This window comes from Roseixanthobacter glucoisosaccharinicivorans, from assembly GCF_043195095.2.
Classification (GTDB): domain Bacteria; phylum Pseudomonadota; class Alphaproteobacteria; order Rhizobiales; family Xanthobacteraceae; genus NCEH01.
Window position 1 is genome coordinate 3,790,085 of the sequence record NZ_CM195538.1, and the last position, 14,865, is coordinate 3,804,949.

Annotated in this window: 14 protein-coding genes; 4 read left to right on the top strand and 10 right to left on the bottom strand. The window is 68.6% G+C overall.

The genetic code is table 11. From position 1 onward, the window contains the following. Positions 1–115: 115 nt before the first annotated feature. Positions 116–1,078, bottom strand: coding sequence for a class I SAM-dependent methyltransferase (locus V5F78_RS17535; RefSeq protein ID WP_394067526.1), 963 nt, complete (start codon positions 1,076–1,078; stop codon positions 116–118). Positions 1,079–1,168: 90 nt separating this feature from the next. Here V5F78_RS17535 and V5F78_RS17540 point away from each other — a divergent pair, with 90 nt between their 5' ends. Further along, a complete protein-coding gene (locus V5F78_RS17540; protein WP_394067528.1) occupies positions 1,169–2,212 on the top strand; it encodes a ligase-associated DNA damage response exonuclease in 1,044 nt (347 codons plus the stop codon). Then, positions 2,209–3,852 carry a cisplatin damage response ATP-dependent DNA ligase gene (locus V5F78_RS17545; RefSeq protein ID WP_394067530.1) on the top strand — a complete coding sequence of 548 codons (1,644 nt, stop codon included), beginning with the start codon at positions 2,209–2,211 and terminating at the stop codon, positions 3,850–3,852. The genes V5F78_RS17540 and V5F78_RS17545 overlap by 4 nt, the downstream gene beginning before the upstream one ends. A gap of 16 nt (positions 3,853–3,868) precedes the next feature. Here the strand turns inward: V5F78_RS17545 and V5F78_RS17550 are convergent, their stop codons facing one another. Continuing rightward, positions 3,869–4,546 carry a S24 family peptidase gene (locus V5F78_RS17550; RefSeq protein ID WP_394067532.1) on the bottom strand — a complete coding sequence of 226 codons (678 nt, stop codon included), beginning with the start codon at positions 4,544–4,546 and terminating at the stop codon, positions 3,869–3,871. A 234-nt stretch (positions 4,547–4,780) separates the two neighbouring features. On the opposite strand from V5F78_RS17550, the gene V5F78_RS17555 reads away from it, so the two are divergent. Then, positions 4,781–5,143, top strand: coding sequence for a DUF952 domain-containing protein (locus V5F78_RS17555; protein ID WP_394067534.1), 363 nt, complete (start codon positions 4,781–4,783; stop codon positions 5,141–5,143). On the opposite strand, the gene V5F78_RS17560 is transcribed toward V5F78_RS17555, so the two are convergent. The 7 genes from V5F78_RS17560 to V5F78_RS17590 form a co-directional block, all read right to left on the bottom strand. Next, positions 5,140–6,513 carry an MATE family efflux transporter gene (locus V5F78_RS17560; RefSeq protein ID WP_394067535.1) on the bottom strand — a complete coding sequence of 458 codons (1,374 nt, stop codon included), beginning with the start codon at positions 6,511–6,513 and terminating at the stop codon, positions 5,140–5,142. The genes V5F78_RS17555 and V5F78_RS17560 overlap by 4 nt on opposite strands. A gap of 36 nt (positions 6,514–6,549) precedes the next feature. Then, the gene (locus tag V5F78_RS17565) at positions 6,550–6,825 is read right to left on the bottom strand and encodes a DUF6460 domain-containing protein (protein ID WP_394067537.1); all 276 of its coding nucleotides are present in this window, start codon (positions 6,823–6,825) and stop codon (positions 6,550–6,552) included. A 120-nt stretch (positions 6,826–6,945) separates the two neighbouring features. Then, the gene (locus V5F78_RS17570) at positions 6,946–7,581 is read right to left on the bottom strand and encodes a peroxiredoxin (RefSeq protein ID WP_394067539.1); all 636 of its coding nucleotides are present in this window, start codon (positions 7,579–7,581) and stop codon (positions 6,946–6,948) included. 87 nt (positions 7,582–7,668) lie between these two features. Beyond that, complete coding sequence (locus V5F78_RS17575; protein WP_394067541.1) at positions 7,669–8,355, bottom strand: sulfotransferase family 2 domain-containing protein; 687 nt, start codon at positions 8,353–8,355, stop codon at positions 7,669–7,671. 56 nt (positions 8,356–8,411) lie between these two features. Next, positions 8,412–10,079: a lysine--tRNA ligase gene (locus V5F78_RS17580; RefSeq protein WP_394067543.1), complete on the bottom strand. Its 1,668-nt coding sequence runs from the start codon at positions 10,077–10,079 to the stop codon at positions 8,412–8,414. Between the two features lie 126 nt (positions 10,080–10,205). After that, complete coding sequence (locus V5F78_RS17585; RefSeq protein ID WP_394067545.1) at positions 10,206–10,874, bottom strand: hypothetical protein; 669 nt, start codon at positions 10,872–10,874, stop codon at positions 10,206–10,208. Positions 10,875–11,030: 156 nt separating this feature from the next. Continuing rightward, positions 11,031–11,924, bottom strand: a complete 894-nt coding sequence (locus V5F78_RS17590) for a transporter substrate-binding domain-containing protein (RefSeq protein ID WP_394067547.1) — start codon at positions 11,922–11,924, stop codon at positions 11,031–11,033. Between the two features lie 69 nt (positions 11,925–11,993). On the opposite strand from V5F78_RS17590, the gene V5F78_RS17595 reads away from it, so the two are divergent. After that, a complete protein-coding gene (locus V5F78_RS17595) occupies positions 11,994–14,084 on the top strand; it encodes a glycosyltransferase (RefSeq protein ID WP_394067549.1) in 2,091 nt (696 codons plus the stop codon). On the opposite strand, the gene V5F78_RS17600 is transcribed toward V5F78_RS17595, so the two are convergent. Beyond that, complete coding sequence (locus tag V5F78_RS17600) at positions 14,035–14,631, bottom strand: SCO family protein (protein ID WP_394067551.1); 597 nt, start codon at positions 14,629–14,631, stop codon at positions 14,035–14,037. The genes V5F78_RS17595 and V5F78_RS17600 overlap by 50 nt on opposite strands. Positions 14,632–14,865: the final 234 nt, after the last annotated feature.

The following is a 14,865-nucleotide window of genomic DNA, read 5'->3' on the forward strand; positions in this document are numbered from 1 at the left end:
GGCATCGCCCGGTGGAAGGGGTGCGCTTGGGGGAAGAACCAACTTCCGCCATTCCACCCACAGACTCCCCTCTCCCCGCCGGGGAGAGGGTCAGGGTGAGGGAGAAGTGTGAGGGCTAAGGTAAGGGGGTCAGAGAGCCCGCGCGCCGCGCCACGCACACCAGCCCCGGCACCGGGACCCCCTTCTCGGTGCGCGTCGAAACCGGTTCCAGCACCGGCGCCGTAAAGCCCGCCGCCGCGAGCGCGTCCGCCAGATAGGCGCGGCCGTGGGCATAGCGCAGGGTGTCGCGCAAGATGATCCCCGCGCCGTCGTGGGTCTCGACGGTGAAGGCGAGCCAGCCGGCGGGAACCAGCGCACGGGCAGCCGCGCGGAACACGTCGTCGAAATCGGCGAGATAGCACAGCGCGTCCGCCGCCAGGACGAGGTCCGCCGCGCCCGGCGGCTGATCCGCGAGGAAGGCGACCATCTCGCCCGTCTCAAGGGTGGCATAAAGGCCGAGCTGCCGCGCCTTTTCGATCATGGCCGGGGAGAGATCGACGCCCACCAGCGCGTCGCACGCGGGCGCCAGGAGCGGCGCGGCAAGCCCGGTGCCGCAGCCGAGGTCCAGCGCCCGGCCGAACCGGAACGGCGCGCAGGCGGCCGCGCAGGCGCTGCGCAGCGCCGCGTCCAGCACCTCCGGCCCGCGATAGGCGAGGCCCTCGCGCAGCGCGGTATCGAAGCGCGGGGCATATTGGTCGAACAAGGTGCGCACGAAGGCCGGCGACATGGCGTCCCGCGCCCCGCGTGCGCCGAGCCGCGCGAGCCGCAGGCCGGCGCCGAGCATGTCGGCGCCATCGCGCGCCAGCACGTTCTCATACGCCTCGATCGCGCCGGCCCTGTCGCCGCCCGCCGCGCGCGCCTCTCCCAGCAGGAACCAGGCGGCGATGAAATGCGGCGCCTCGGCGACGAGGTCGGCCAGCATGTCGCCCGCCGCCTGCGCCTCGCCGTCATCGAGATAGGCGCGTGCCCAATCGAGCCGGCGATACAGCACGGGATCGCCGGACATGGGAACGGGAATGGGAATGGGACCGATCGACACCTTGAAACCCGCTCCCTTCGAACCGAAGCGCCGGAAACACGGCGCCAAGCCCTCGCGCCCGCGCCGTTCGGCCCCATATAACGCACAACCATGCGTCCGGACGAACTTCTGCACCCCGCCCCGGGTGGGCTTTATTGTCCCAAAGGGGATTTCTTCATTGATCCGACGCGCGCCGTGCCGCGCGCGCTCATCACCCACGGGCACAGCGATCACGCCCGCGCCGGCCACGGCCATGTGCTCGCCACCCGCGAGACGCTGGACCTGATGGCGATCCGCTACGGCGCGAATTTCGCCGGGGCGACGCAGGCCATCGCCTATGGGGAGCGCGTGGAGATCGGCGGCGTCACCGTCACCGCCCATCCCGCCGGCCATGTGCTCGGCTCGGCGCAATTCGAACTCTCCTGGCGCGGCTGCACCATCGTCGCGTCCGGCGATTACAAGGATGCGCGCGACCCCACCTGTGCGACCTTCGAGCCCGTGCGCTGCCATGTCTTCATCTCGGAGGCGACCTTCGGCCTGCCGGTGTTCCGCCACCCCGATGCCGCAGCCGAGACCGCAAAGCTGATGAATTCGCTGCATGTGTTTCCCGAGCGGGCGCACATCGTCGGCGCCTATTCGCTCGGCAAGGCGCAGCGCGTCATGGCGCTGCTGCGCGCGGCCGGGCATTCGGCCCCGATCTACATCCACGGCGCGCTGGAGAAGATCAGCGCCTATTACCAGCAGCGCGGCATAGCGTTGGGCGACATTCGCCTGGCGAAGGAGGCGAAGAAGGCCGATTTCGCCGGCGCGGTGGTGATCGCCCCACCCACCTCCATCACCGACATCTGGTCGCGCAAGTTTCCCGATCCCGTCACCGCGTTTGCCTCGGGCTGGATGCGGGTGCGCGCCCGCGCCCGCCAGCGCGGCATCGAGCTGCCGCTGGTGATCTCCGACCATGCGGATTGGGACGGGCTGACCGCGGCCATTTCCGCCACCGGCTGCGAGGAGGTGTGGGTGACCCACGGCGCCGAGGACGCGCTGGTGCATTGGGCGATGACCCGGCAGTTGCGCGCCAAGCCGCTGCACATGGTGGGCTATGGCGAGGAGGAGAACGAGGGGCCGCCGGAAGCCCCCGCGCCGGAGGCGGCGCCATGAACCGCTTCGCCGCCTTGCTGGATCGCCTCGCCTATGAGAGCGGCCGCAATGCCAAGATCCGCCTGATGGCGGATTATTTCGCCACCACGCCGGACCCGGAGCGCGGCATCGCGCTCGCCGCGCTCACCGGCGCGCTCTCCTTCGCCAATGCCAAGCCGGGCCTCGTGCGCGCGCTCATCCAGGAGCGGGCGGACCCGGTGCTGTTCGCCATGTCCTATGATTATGTGGGCGATCTTTCGGAGACCGTCGCCCTCATGTGGCCGCTGCCCGAGGGCGCCGCGCCGCCGGACCATGCGCCTTCGCTGTCGGACATCGTCCATGGCCTCGAAACCCTGCCCAAGCGCGCCTTGCCCGGCCAGCTCGCCGACTGGCTGGACGGGCTCGACGATACCGGCCGCTGGGCGCTGCTGAAGCTGATCACCGGCGCGCTGCGGGTCGGCGCCTCGGCGCGCCTCGCCAAGACCGCTGTCGCCTCGCTCGGCGGCATCGCGCCAGACGAGGTGGAGCTGGTGTGGCCGGGCCTCGCCCCGCCCTATCTCGACCTGTTTGCCTGGGTGGAGGGGCGCGCGCCGCGCCCGGAAAACCTCGATCCCGCGCCGTTCCGCCCGGTGATGCTCTCCCACGCCATCGAGGCGAGCGACTTCCTCGCCCTCGATCCCTCAGCCTTCACCGCCGAATGGAAATGGGACGGCATCCGCATCCAGGCGGTGGCCGGGCGCTCGCCCGAGGGCGAGAAGATCGTGCGTCTCTACAGCCGCACGGGCGAGGACATCTCCCCCGCCTTTCCCGACCTCGTGGACGCGCTCGATTTCGAGGGCGCCATGGACGGGGAATTGCTGGTGGTGCGCGAGGGGCGCGTGCAGTCGTTCAACGTGCTCCAGCAGCGGCTGAACCGGAAGACCGTGACGCCGAAGATGCTGCGGGATTATCCCGCCCACATGCGCGCCTATGATTTGCTGGTGGAGGCGGGCGAGGACCTGCGCGAGCGCCCGTTCGCCGAGCGGCGAGCGCGGCTTTCCGCCTTGATCGCCCGCACCGCCGCGTCCCGACTCGATCTCTCCCCCCTGGTGCCTTTCACCAGCTGGGAGGACCTGGCCGCCGCCCGCGCCAACCCCGCCGCGGCAGGCGCGGGGGTGGATGCGGAAGCGGTGGAAGGGGTGATGCTGAAGCGCGCCGACAGCGCCTATTTGCCCGGCCGGCCGAAGGGCCCCTGGTGGAAGTGGAAGCGCGATCCCCACACGGTGGACGCGGTGCTGATGTATGCCCAGCGCGGCCACGGCAAGCGCTCGTCTTATTATTCCGACTACACCTTCGGCGTGTGGACGCAGGCCGAGGGGGGCGAAACCCTGGTGCCCGTAGGCAAGGCCTATTTCGGCTTCACGGATGAGGAATTGCTGGCCATCGACAAATTCGTGCGGGAAGCCACCGTGAACCGCTTCGGCCCGGTGCGCGAGGTGCTGCACGAGCCGGACGCCGGGCTGGTGCTGGAGATCGCCTTCGAGGGGCTCGCCCGTTCCACTCGCCATCGCTCGGGCATCGCCATGCGCTTTCCCCGCATCGCCCGCCTGCGCTGGGACAAGCCGCCGCGCGAGGCCGACCGGCTGGAGACGCTGGAAAAGCTGCTGGGGCCGGAGGGGTGAGCCGCCGCCGGCGGCGCTATTGCGTCGCCCAGATGATGCGGGCGACCCACAGCACATCGGCGGCGGGGATCTGGCGGTCCTCATATTCGGGATTGAGGGAGCGCAGATCCACCGTGCGCGGGGTCATGCGCACCAGTTCCTTCGCCAGCACCTCCCCGTCGCGGGTCTTCACCACCACCCGGTCGCCCCGGCGCGGCTTGGCGGCCGGCGAGACGATGACGATGTCCCCCTCGCGATAGAGCGGCTGCATGGAATCGCCGGAAATCTCCAAGGCATAGGCATGCTCGTCGCCCACCTCGGGAAACAGCAGCTCGTCCCATCCCCCGCCCACCGGGAAGCCGGCATCGTCGAAGAAGCCGCCCTTGCCCGCCTGGGCGAAGCCGATGCGCGGAATGGTCCGCGCCAGCCGCGGCGGCGGGAGCGGGTCCTCCGACAATCCGGAATGGCGCAGGGCCGCTTCCCCATTGCCATCCAGCAAGGCGGTGAAATCGTCGATGCTGGAGCCGGTGGCGGCGAGCACCTTGGCGAGGCTCTCGGTGGAGGGCCAGCGCGGCCGCCCGTCCGGCGTGATCCGCTTCGACCGGTTGAAGGCGGTCGAATCCAGCCCCGCCCGCTTGGCAAGCGCCGAAGCGGAAAGGCCATGCTGCGCGGCGAGGCGGTCGAGGGCGCCCCAGACTTGACCATGAGTGAGCATGCGCATCCCGTGGACGCAAACGAGTCTCATCCGACGCAAAAGGAGGTATTTCCTTCCGCATCGCCTGAAACCGATTGACCGAACACTTTAGAAACCAGACTTGAACCGAAAGACGCCCGAACACTAGGAAAATAAGTGCAAAAGTCGCAAAAGTCCAGGAATTAAGTCCGATTCGTCAGCGGAACCGGCGAGATCTTGGCTGGCGCGCCGACCGTCTGCGCGCTACATGGCAGCATGATCCAACGCGACCGCCTCATCTTCAAGATCTGTTCGACCACCTTGTGGACCGCTGCGGAAGCCGCCGGCCGTTTCGATGGCGCGCCGGTGGACCATGCCGACGGCTACATCCATTTCTCCACCGCCGCCCAGGCCCGCGAGACCGCCGCCAAGCACTTCGCGGGACAGGAGAATCTGCTCCTGGTCGCGGTCGAGACGGGGAAACTCGGGGAGGCGCTGAAATGGGAGGTCTCGCGCGGCGGCGCGCTGTTTCCCCATCTTTATGCCGCACTCCCCCTCTCCGCCGTAGCCTGGGTCCGCCCGCTGCCGCTTGGCGCCGACGGCGGGCATATATTCCCCGTTGAGATGGCCGCGCCTTAAGCGGAAAACGTGCGGTTCAGCAAGGCCGGCAGGCGCAGCGCCTGAAGGGCGCCGCGCGCCCCGAGGAACACCAGGAAGGCGAGCCAGAGCCCTTCGTTTCCGAGCGGGCGCAGCACGAAGAACGACCCGAGATAGAGCGCGAGCGAGAGCAGCATGAGATTGCGCATGTCGCGCGACCAGAGCGCGCCGATATAGATGCCGTCGAACGCATAGGCGGCCACGCCGACCACCGGCAGAATCGCAGCGAAGATCAGGAATTCGCGCGCCGCCACGCGCACTTGCGGGCTGGTGGTCATGAGGTCGACGATCGCCGGCCCGGCCGTCAGATAGAGCGCGCAGACGCAGAGCGAGAAGCCGAAGCCCCACATCAGCACGAGCCGCACCGCCCCCCTGAACGCCGGCCGGTTGCGCGCGCCCACCGCCTGCCCGCAGATCTGCTCCGCGGCGGTGGCGAACCCGTCGAGGAAATAAGCGGCCAGCAAAATCATGTTGTTCAGCAGGGCATTGGCGGCGAGCACCACATCGCCCGCCCGCGCGCCCTGGGCCGCGAAAAAGCTGAAGCCGGCCAGAAGCGCGGCGGTGCGGATCATGATGTCGCGGTTGAGCACGAAGGTCGCCATCAGCCGCGCGCGGTCGAACAGCACCGCTTTCGGCACCGCGAGGCGGAATTTCAGCAGGCGCGCGCAGAGCAAGAGTCCCGCGAGCGCGCCAAGGGTTTCCGCCAGAAGCGTTCCCGCCGCCGATCCCGCGACGCCCCAGCCCAACACCAGAACCAACACCACTGTCGCCGCCATGTTCACCAGGCTGATGCCGACCTGGATCCCCAGTGCGTGGCCGGTGCGGCCGATGCCGGTGAGCCAGCCCACCAGCGCATAATTGGCGAGCGAGAACGGCGCCGCCCAGATGCGGATGTGGAAATAGGAGGCGACCGCCGCATCCACCGCCGGACTTGCCCCCGCCAGCGCCCGCGCGCCAAGGCCGATGGGCCATTGCAGCACAATGAGGCCGAGCCCGCAGGCCAGAGCCAGCAGCAGCGCGCGGGCTGCGACCGCGCGCGTCTCCCGCGCATCGCCCTGGCCCAGCGCCTGGGCGGCGAGGCCCACCGTGCCCATGCGCAAAAAACCGAAGCCCCAGAACAGGAAATCGAAGATCACCGCGCCCAGCGCCACCCCGCCCATGAGCGCGGGCTCGCCGAGCCGACCCACCACCGCCGTATCCACCACGCCCAGCAGCGGCGTGGTGAGATGGGCAATCGTCATGGGCAAGGCGATCGCCAGCACGCGGCGGTGCGAAACCTCCACCGGGCGCGGCGCCTCCTCGGGCCGGGGCGCGGCGGCGCGCGGCGGGGCCTGGATTTCAGCGGATGTCATGATCGCGCTTTCCCTGCGCGCGGCCCCGCGCCGGGCTCACCGGCTGCCGCGCACGAGGCGCAGGATCAGCCACAGGGGGAAGACGATGACCGCGCCCAACAGGAAATAGCGCCACAGGCGCTCGAACGCGTCGAAGCCGAAGGTGAAGAGATTTTCGGCCAGATGCCGCAGGCTGGAGAGCAGGTTGCGCGGGTCGAGCCCGAGCGCTGCGAGAATCACACCGACCACCACCGAGAGCACGATCAGCCGCACCAGCACCAAAGCCGGCGAGCCGCCGAAGAAGCGGGTCAGCTGGTTGTTTCCCTCGGCCATGGCGCACTCCCGGATCGGAACGAGCGCCCATTTAGCACGCACGGCCGAGGCGCGGGAACCTGTTCCCGCGCTGCGGCGAAGGGCGAGGCGCGCATCCGGCGCAGCCCCGGGAGGCGCGGCTCAGGTGCCGGGCTGGCGGACCACCCGCAGATAGGGCTTCACGGTCTTCCACCCCTCGGGAAACTTCTCCTGTGCCGCCGCGTCGGAGACCGAGGGCACGATGATGACATCCTCGCCCTGCTTCCAGTCCGCCGGCGTGGCGACGGCGTGCTGGGAGGTGAGTTGCAGCGAATCCACCACCCGCAGGATCTCCTGGAAATTGCGGCCGGTGCTGGCGGGATAGGTCAGGGTCAGCTTCAGCTTCTTGTCCGGCCCGATGATGAACACCGCGCGCACGGTCGCGGTGTCGCTGGCATTGGGATGGATCAGGTCGTAAAGCCCGGAGACGGTCTTGTCGCTGTCGGCGATCAGCGGAAAATTGAGCTGCGCGCCGGTCGCGTCCGCAATGTCGCTCACCCATTGGGGATGGTTTTCGAGCGTATCGACCGAGAGGCCGATGACCTTCACGTTGCGCGTGTCGAATTCGCCCTTCAGGTGCGCCACCTGCCCGAGCTCGGTGGTGCAGACCGGCGTGAAGTTCTTGGGGTGCGAAAACAGGATGCCCCAGGAGTCTCCCAGCCATTCGTGGAAGCGCACCGGACCTTCGGTGGTCTGGGCGGTGAAATCGGGAACCACGTCTCCCAAGCGAAGCGACATGACGGCTCTCCTTAAATACAAATAAAATAAGTTATTAAATATATTGTACTTCCATTTTAAGCGAGATGTGAAGAACCCCGGGTCGGATCAGCCTGCGGCGCGTTCGCGCAGCGTTTCGTAGAATGCGATGTCCGCGCTCAGCAGCGCGCGCAAACGTCCGGTCTGCGCCGGGTCGGACCGCAGCTCCTCGATGGCGCGCGCATACTCCGGCGCCGTGTTGGTGTTTTCGCGGCCGAGATCCAGCGTCACGCCGAGCGCCTTTTCCAGACGGGCCATGTCCTGCGCGGCGGTCTCGTAAAAGCCGATGACGTCAAAAGACGCCATGTCCACGTCGCGGAAGAAAAAGCCGGTATAAAAATAGCGCATGCTCGGCAGATGCGCGAAATCTTCCAGCGAGAGGTTCTGTTCGTACATGTAGTCGCGCACCGGATTCTGTCCCGGTTCCCCCGCACGCCGCCAGAAATGATAATGAGATATGAGGCGGGTCAGGGGATCGCGCAGGAAGGTCGCGCGCACTCTGGCGGGCAAGGTGCGGTATTTGTTGGGGTGGAAATGGCCGTGCACGGCCCGATAGGGAAAGCGCGTCCAATCCGCCGCCGCCCAGCGGGCGAAAAAGCGATCCGGGTCGATGTTCATGGCGGCGGCGGGGTTTAGCACGCCGTCGGCATAGTCCCCCAAGACCTCCGCCTCGCCATAGGCGCGCTGAAGGGCCAGGCGCAGGGAGGTGCCGGCGCATTTCGGCACATGAACCGAAACCAATTCGACGCCCGTCATGTCTCTCCCCAGCGCGGCGCATCTGCAGATGCAACACGCCGCGTTTCAGTAAACACCTATGCAGCCGCCGTGGTCATCTCGCCCGCCAGGGCCTTGCGGATCAGCTCGCGGGTCTCGGGAATGCCGTAGATCTCCACAAAGGAGCCGAAGCGCGGGCCTTTTTCCAGCCCCAGCAGCACCTGGTAGAGCGTGTTGAACCATTGCACCGAGACGCCCGGCCGCTCCGGCGTCGCGCCCTTGGCCTTGAGGTCCTGATAGCGCGCGATGGGCCGGGCGACATCATAGAGCGCGGTCTGGATGTCGTCGGCGGCGGCGCCCGTGGGCAGGGCCGCGAGCGCGGCGTCGAGCGCTTCCAGGGCCTCACGCTCCACAGCATCGGGGGCGCGATACACCTTGTTCGGCTTCACGAAGCTATGGAAATACTTCACCGCATAGCCCACCAGCTCGTCGAGCTTGGGATGGGTCTGCGCGGATACGCCGGGCACATGGCGGTTCAGGAAGCCCCACAGCACCGCCGCATCCTCGGTATTGGAGGCCGAGGCGAGGTTCAGCAGCATGGTGAAGGAGACCGGCATCTCGATCGCCGGCGGCTCTCCGGAATGGATATGCCACACCGGATTGCCCAGCCGGTTCTTCCAATCCTGGGCGGGATAGCGGCCGAGGAAGCTGAAATATTCGTCCACCGCCTTCGGAATCACGTCGAAATGCAGCTTCTTGGCGGAGCGCGGCGACTGGAACATGTAGAGCGCGAGGCTCTCCGGGCTGGCATAGGTGAGCCATTCGTCGATGGTCAGGCCATTGCCCTTGGACTTGGAGATCTTCTGGCCGTTCTCGTCGAGAAACAGCTCATAGACATAATGCTCCGGCGCGGTGCCGCCGAGGATTTCGCAGATCTTGTCATAGACTGGCGCATTGGTCTGGTGGTCCTTGCCGAACATCTCGAAATCGACGCCGAGCGCGGCCCAGCGGGCGCCGAAATCCGGCTTCCATTGCAGCTTCACATGCCCGCCGGTGACCGGGACGGTCTTGTCCACCCCGTCCTCGTCGGTGAAGGTGATGGTGCCGGCCTTGGCGTCCACCGCCTTCAGCGGCACATACAGCACCCGCCCGCTGATGGGCGAAATGGGCAGGAACGGGCTGTAGGTGGCTTGGCGCTCCTCGCCGAGGGTCGGTAGCATCACCGCCATGATGGCGTCGTACTTCTCCGCCGCGCGCAGCAACACCGCGTCCAGCTTGCCGGACTTGTAATAGTCGGTGGCGCTGGCGAATTCGTAATCGAAGCCGAACGTATCGAGAAAGCGCCGCAGCATGGTGTTGTTGTGGTCGCCAAAGCTCGCGAAATCCCCGCCGAACGGATTGGGCACGGAAGTCAGCGGCATCTGGAGATAGGGCTCCAGCGCGGCGCGGTCCGGCACGTTCTCGGGAATCTTGCGCATGCCGTCCATGTCGTCGGAAAAGCACAGCAGGCGGGTCTTGATCTTGTCCTGCGTCAGCACGCGGAAGGCGTGGCGCACCATGGTGGTGCGCGCCACCTCGCCGAAGGTGCCGATGTGCGGCAGGCCCGAGGGGCCGTAGCCGGTCTCGAACAGCACCTCGTCCTTGGGCTGGCGTTTCAGCCGCGCGACGATCTTGCGCGCTTCCTCGAACGGCCAGGCGGTCGCGGTTTCGGCGAACGCATGCAGTTCGGCGGCAAGGGTATCGGTCGGGGCGGGCGCCAGGGTCATGACGTGTCTCCGGTGGGCGCGCAGAGCGGGAAGGCGCGGACACTAGTGCGCGACGCCGCCGGAGGGAAGCGCCGATGTGCGCATCCGCGTCCCTCCGCCTCTGCCTGCCGCCGGAGCGGGGCCGGTTCAAAGCGCGGGAATGAAATCCCCGCGCACCACCAGCAGGCGCCGCACCTGCCGCTCGCCCTCGGCCGGCCCGTTGGTGAAGGCCATCACCTTGACCCCGGGCTTCAGCTCGGCGGTGGTGGCGCCCGGCTCGAAGCGGACCAGCGAGGTTTGTGGCGTCACCAGCACCTTCTTTTCCCCGGAGCCGTATTTGAGGGTGAGCATCTCGCCGTCCTTGGCGGTCACCTCCTGGGCGATGGCGGCATTGGTCATGGTGCTGCCGGGCCGGTCCCACGGCCGCGAGCCCTCGCCCGTGCCGCGCTGATCGGCCGGGAAGACATGGATCGAAACCGCATGCTCCACCCCGTCGGACGCGGGCACGGAGACCACGCCCACATAGGCATCGGGCTTGATGTCGGCGAGCGTGATCTTATTGACCCCGGTCAGCACGGTGGAGTCGGCCAGGGCGACCTTGGTGGCGCCGTCCTTGGTGTCCAGCGTGAGGTCGTGGCCCTCGACCGCCAGGATGGTGCCGCGCACGATCGACACGGGCGGCTGCTGCGCCTGCGCGGGCACGGCGAGCAGCGCGAGCGCCAGGGACAGCGCCGGCAGGAGCGCGCCGGCGGACCGGCGGGAACGGGCGGGCGAGCGGGTAAGGGCGGGCAAGCGGCCCTGAGCATATCGGAACATGAAGGTCTCCATGACCCGTGAGACATGCCCCGCATGTGAAGCCCGTTCCGCGCCGGATGCATTACACGCTCGCGTCAACGCCCCTTACGGAAGGCCGCGCGGGCACCCTGCGGCCCCGCCGCCGCCCCTTGCCGCGAAAGGCCGCGCCGCGCGCCGCTAATAAAGCCCCACGGGGAACCAGCGCAGGTAGAGATCGGTATAAACGCCCTTCTCCCACAGCCGCTGGAGCGCATAGTCGATGGCCCGGCGCACCTGATCGTTACCGGGCTTAACCGCCACCGCCAGCCCGTCGCCGAAATAGCGGCTCTCGGTGAACGGCCCTCCGGTGAAGGCGCAGCAGCCTTGCGAGGACGAGCCGTTCAGCCACAGGGCAAGGCCGATGGCGTCGCCGAACAGCAGGTCCACCTTGCCTGTGCGCAGCGCCTCGCGGGCAGCCTGGGCGTCGGGATAGGGGCGGATCGCCGCCTCGTTGAAGAAGGCCCGCAGATAGGCCTCGTGCGCGGTGCCGGCGACCACCGCCACGCTCTTGTTCGCCACCTGCTCCGGCGTCGCCTCGGCAAGGCCGTGCCCCTTGCGCGCGACGAAGCGCGCGGGCGTGCCGAGATAGCGCTCGGTGAAATCCGCGCGCTGGCGGCTGGTGGCGTTCGCGGCGATGCCGGCGATGGCGGCATCGGCCTTGTTCTGGTCGAGGCTGTCCAGCAGCGTGTCGAACGGCACCGCCTGGATGGTGCAGGAAATGGCGAGTTCCGCGCAGATGGCGCGCGCGAGATCCACGTGGAATCCCATCAGCGCGCCGTCCGAGGAGAGGAAATTGAACGGCGGATAATCGTCCGTGGTCAGGAAGCGCAGATTGCTCGGCAGGCGTGTGGCATCCGGGCGCTCCACCCGGCGCGCGGGATTCCAGAAGCTCGGCACCAGGGCGCTCGCGCGGGCCGGGGTGGCTGCGTTCTGCGCGCGCACGGGCGTCGCGGGCCACAGAAGGGCCGCGAAAAGCAGTGCGAGGACTAAAATATCACAGATTGCGGTGACTGGCCCTTGCTTCTGTTTCATCGTACCGTTCTGCTCAGTTGCAGGGGGCTGCGGGGGGAACTCTGGGTGGGCAAGGACGCGCGGAGCCACATGGCCCGGGCGCATGAGACGCATGCGCATGACGGATTTGCGCCGGGATGGACCCGGACGCAAGAGGGCGACCGGCAATGGCCGGAAGGCGTGGCGATCGACGCGGCCGCCGACGCCGATGCGGCGGCGCCATTTGAACCGGCGCCGGCAAGCCCGCCGGTCGCGCCCCCGCCCCGCGCGCGTGCAGGAATCTCCGACGACCTCCGCCTGCCGACGGAACTCGCGGCCTTGCGCGGCCTGCTGCCCGACACGACGCTCGCCGCCGCGCTCGCCCGCGCCCGCCATCTGGGTGTCGGCGGCGACGAGGTACTGATCGCCGCCGGCCTGATGGATCCCGATGCCGCAAGCGCCGCCCTCGCCGACCATCTCGGCCTGCCGCGCGCGACATTGCCGCGCCGCCTGCCGCTGGATGCGGACGGGGCCCGCGGCGCGCTGCGCACCGGCATGCTGGGGCAGGAAGATCCCCTGCGGGGCGCGGTCTTCACCTTCTGCCCGCGCGGGCACAGCGCTCGACGGCTGGCGCGCGCGCTCGCGAAGGACCCCTCCCTCGCCGCGCGTGCCGCCATCCTCGCGCCCGAGCGCCTGCGCGCCTATCTCGCGCGGCACGCGGGCCCGGCCCTGACGCGACAGTCCGCCTTCGACCTGCGCCGGCGCATGCCGCACTTCTCCGCCGCTCTGATTTCGCCGATGCGCATCCTGGCGGGACCGCTGCTGCTCGCGGCCGCGCTGCTCGCCACCGGATTCCTCGCCACGCCGCATGCGACCTTCCTGGCGGTCCAGGGGGTGCTGGCGATCATGTTCCTCGGCGCGATCGCCCTGCGCCTCGCCGCCTGCTTCATCACGCCCGAGCCGGACCGGCCGTGCCGGCTCGCCGACCATCATTTGCCGATCTATACGGTGATGGTGCCGCTCTACCGGGAAGCGGCGGTGCTGCCCCGCCTCGTCACGGCGCTCGCGGGGCTGGATTATCCGCCCGAGAAGCTGGACATCAAGCTGGTGGTGGAGGAGGACGACCGGCAGACCCGCGAGGCCCTCAAGCGCATGGCGCTGCCGGCGCGGTTCGAGATCATCCCCGTGCCCGCCATCGGCCCGCGCACCAAGCCGAAGGCCCTGAACGCGGCCCTGCCGTTCGCGCGCGGGCAATTCCTCGTTGTCTATGATGCCGAGGATGTTCCCGAGCCCGGGCAGTTGCGCGCCGCGCTCGCCGCGTTCCAGAAAGGCGGGCCGCGTCTCGCCTGCGTCCAGGCGCGCCTCGCCATCGACAATGGCGGCGACAGCTGGATCAGCCGCCAGTTCGCGCTGGAATATGCCGCCCAGTTCGACGTGATCCTGCCCGCCGTCGCGGCCTTCGGCCTGCCGATGCCGCTCGGCGGCACCTCGAACCATTTCCGCCGCAGCGTGCTGGAAGGAGTCGGGGCCTGGGATCCCTACAATGTGACCGAGGACGCCGATCTCGGCCTGCGCCTGGCGCGCAAGGGCTGGCGCACCGATGTGATCGCCTCCACCACCCATGAGGAAGCCCCGGTGCATGTGCGCACCTGGCTGCGGCAGCGCACGCGCTGGATGAAGGGCTGGGCGCAGACACTGCTGGTGCATGGGCGCGATCCGCGCCGCCTGGTGCGCGAACTCGGCGCGGCGCGCACGGTGGGGGCGATCCTGCTGGTCGCCTTTCCGTTCATGGCCGCGCTGCTGCATCCCCTGTGCGTGGCGGTGCTGTGCTGGGATCTCGCGCGCGGCGCCATGGGCGGCACGGTCTCCACGCTCACGGAACTGCTGATCTCCACGCTCAGCTACACCACGCTCACGCTCGGCTATGGCGGGGCGGCGGTGCTGGCGGTGTGCGGGGCGCGACGGCGGGGCCTGCTGGCCAGCGCCTTTGTGCTGCCCCTGCTGCCGCTCTACTGGCTGCTGCTGTCCCTCGCAACCGTGCTGGCGATGGTGGAGCTGATCCGCGCGCCGCACCAATGGAATAAGACCGAGCACGGCCTCTCCGCCCGCAGGCGCGCGCGCCGCGCCGCCGCGGGGGTGCCTCAGCACCAGATCACAGATACCGGCGCAGGTCGGCCACCGCCTCGGCCGGCGGCCGCTTGAGATTGAACGGCGCCACGAAGGTCCCGGTCTTGTCCATCAGATAGACCACGGCGGTATGGTCCATGGTGTAGTCGCCGCCCTCCAGCGGCACCTTCTTGGAATAGACGCGATAGCCGCGCTTGACCGCGTCCACCTGCGCGGGCGTGCCGGTGAGGCCCTTGAGCTGGGGCGCGAAGCTGGACAGATAGGATTTCATCACCTCCGGTGTATCGCGCTCCGGGTCCACCGTGATGAAGAAGGCCTGCAGCTTATCCGCATCCGGCCCCATCGCGCCGAACACCTCGGACATCTCGAACAAAGCGGTGGGGCACACGTCCGGGCAATGGGTGAAGCCGAAGAAGATCAGCGAGGGCTTGCCCTTCAGCACATCCTGCGTCACCGCCGCGCCGGTCTGGTCCACGAGCTGGAACGGCCCGCCGATGGTGGTGATGGCGGCGACCTGATTTTCCGGCCGCGTGGGCAGCAGGGCGGTGGTCACGGCCACCAGGATCGCGGCGCCCGCGAGGAAGCTCGCGAACAGGACGAAGAGCTTGGTGCGCGGGGACATGACGACCTCGTTTCAGGCCCGGCCCGCGACGCCGGACACGGCCGCGGCGGGACAGATGGAATTAGGCGCGGATGGGCCCAAGCAGGAAGGAACCGGATGCGGATGGACCGGGCGCGGTGAAACCTGGCCGGCAGGATTTAGGCGCGGCGCGGTCCAAGGTCCATCGGACCGATGGGCGCAGGAGCGCCAGACGCACCATGCGCACCTTTTGAAGCCCGCGCCCGCGGGCGCGCT

Bases quoted from the DNA above. Each gene is read 5' to 3' on its own strand.
- V5F78_RS17540 (WP_394067528.1), top strand. From the start codon at position 1,169: ATGCGTCCGGACGAACTTCTGCACCCCGCCCCGGGTGGGCTTTATTGT.
- V5F78_RS17545 (WP_394067530.1), top strand. From the start codon at position 2,209: ATGAACCGCTTCGCCGCCTTGCTGGATCGCCTCGCCTATGAGAGCGGC.
- V5F78_RS17550 (WP_394067532.1), bottom strand. From the start codon at position 4,546: ATGCTCACTCATGGTCAAGTCTGGGGCGCCCTCGACCGCCTCGCCGCG.
- V5F78_RS17555 (WP_394067534.1), top strand. From the start codon at position 4,781: ATGATCCAACGCGACCGCCTCATCTTCAAGATCTGTTCGACCACCTTG.
- V5F78_RS17560 (WP_394067535.1), bottom strand. From the start codon at position 6,513: ATGACATCCGCTGAAATCCAGGCCCCGCCGCGCGCCGCCGCGCCCCGG.
- V5F78_RS17565 (WP_394067537.1), bottom strand. From the start codon at position 6,825: ATGGCCGAGGGAAACAACCAGCTGACCCGCTTCTTCGGCGGCTCGCCG.
- V5F78_RS17570 (WP_394067539.1), bottom strand. From the start codon at position 7,581: ATGTCGCTTCGCTTGGGAGACGTGGTTCCCGATTTCACCGCCCAGACC.
- V5F78_RS17575 (WP_394067541.1), bottom strand. From the start codon at position 8,355: ATGACGGGCGTCGAATTGGTTTCGGTTCATGTGCCGAAATGCGCCGGC.
- V5F78_RS17580 (WP_394067543.1), bottom strand. From the start codon at position 10,079: ATGACCCTGGCGCCCGCCCCGACCGATACCCTTGCCGCCGAACTGCAT.
- V5F78_RS17585 (WP_394067545.1), bottom strand. From the start codon at position 10,874: ATGTTCCGATATGCTCAGGGCCGCTTGCCCGCCCTTACCCGCTCGCCC.
- V5F78_RS17590 (WP_394067547.1), bottom strand. From the start codon at position 11,924: ATGAAACAGAAGCAAGGGCCAGTCACCGCAATCTGTGATATTTTAGTC.
- V5F78_RS17595 (WP_394067549.1), top strand. From the start codon at position 11,994: ATGGCCCGGGCGCATGAGACGCATGCGCATGACGGATTTGCGCCGGGA.
- V5F78_RS17600 (WP_394067551.1), bottom strand. From the start codon at position 14,631: ATGTCCCCGCGCACCAAGCTCTTCGTCCTGTTCGCGAGCTTCCTCGCG.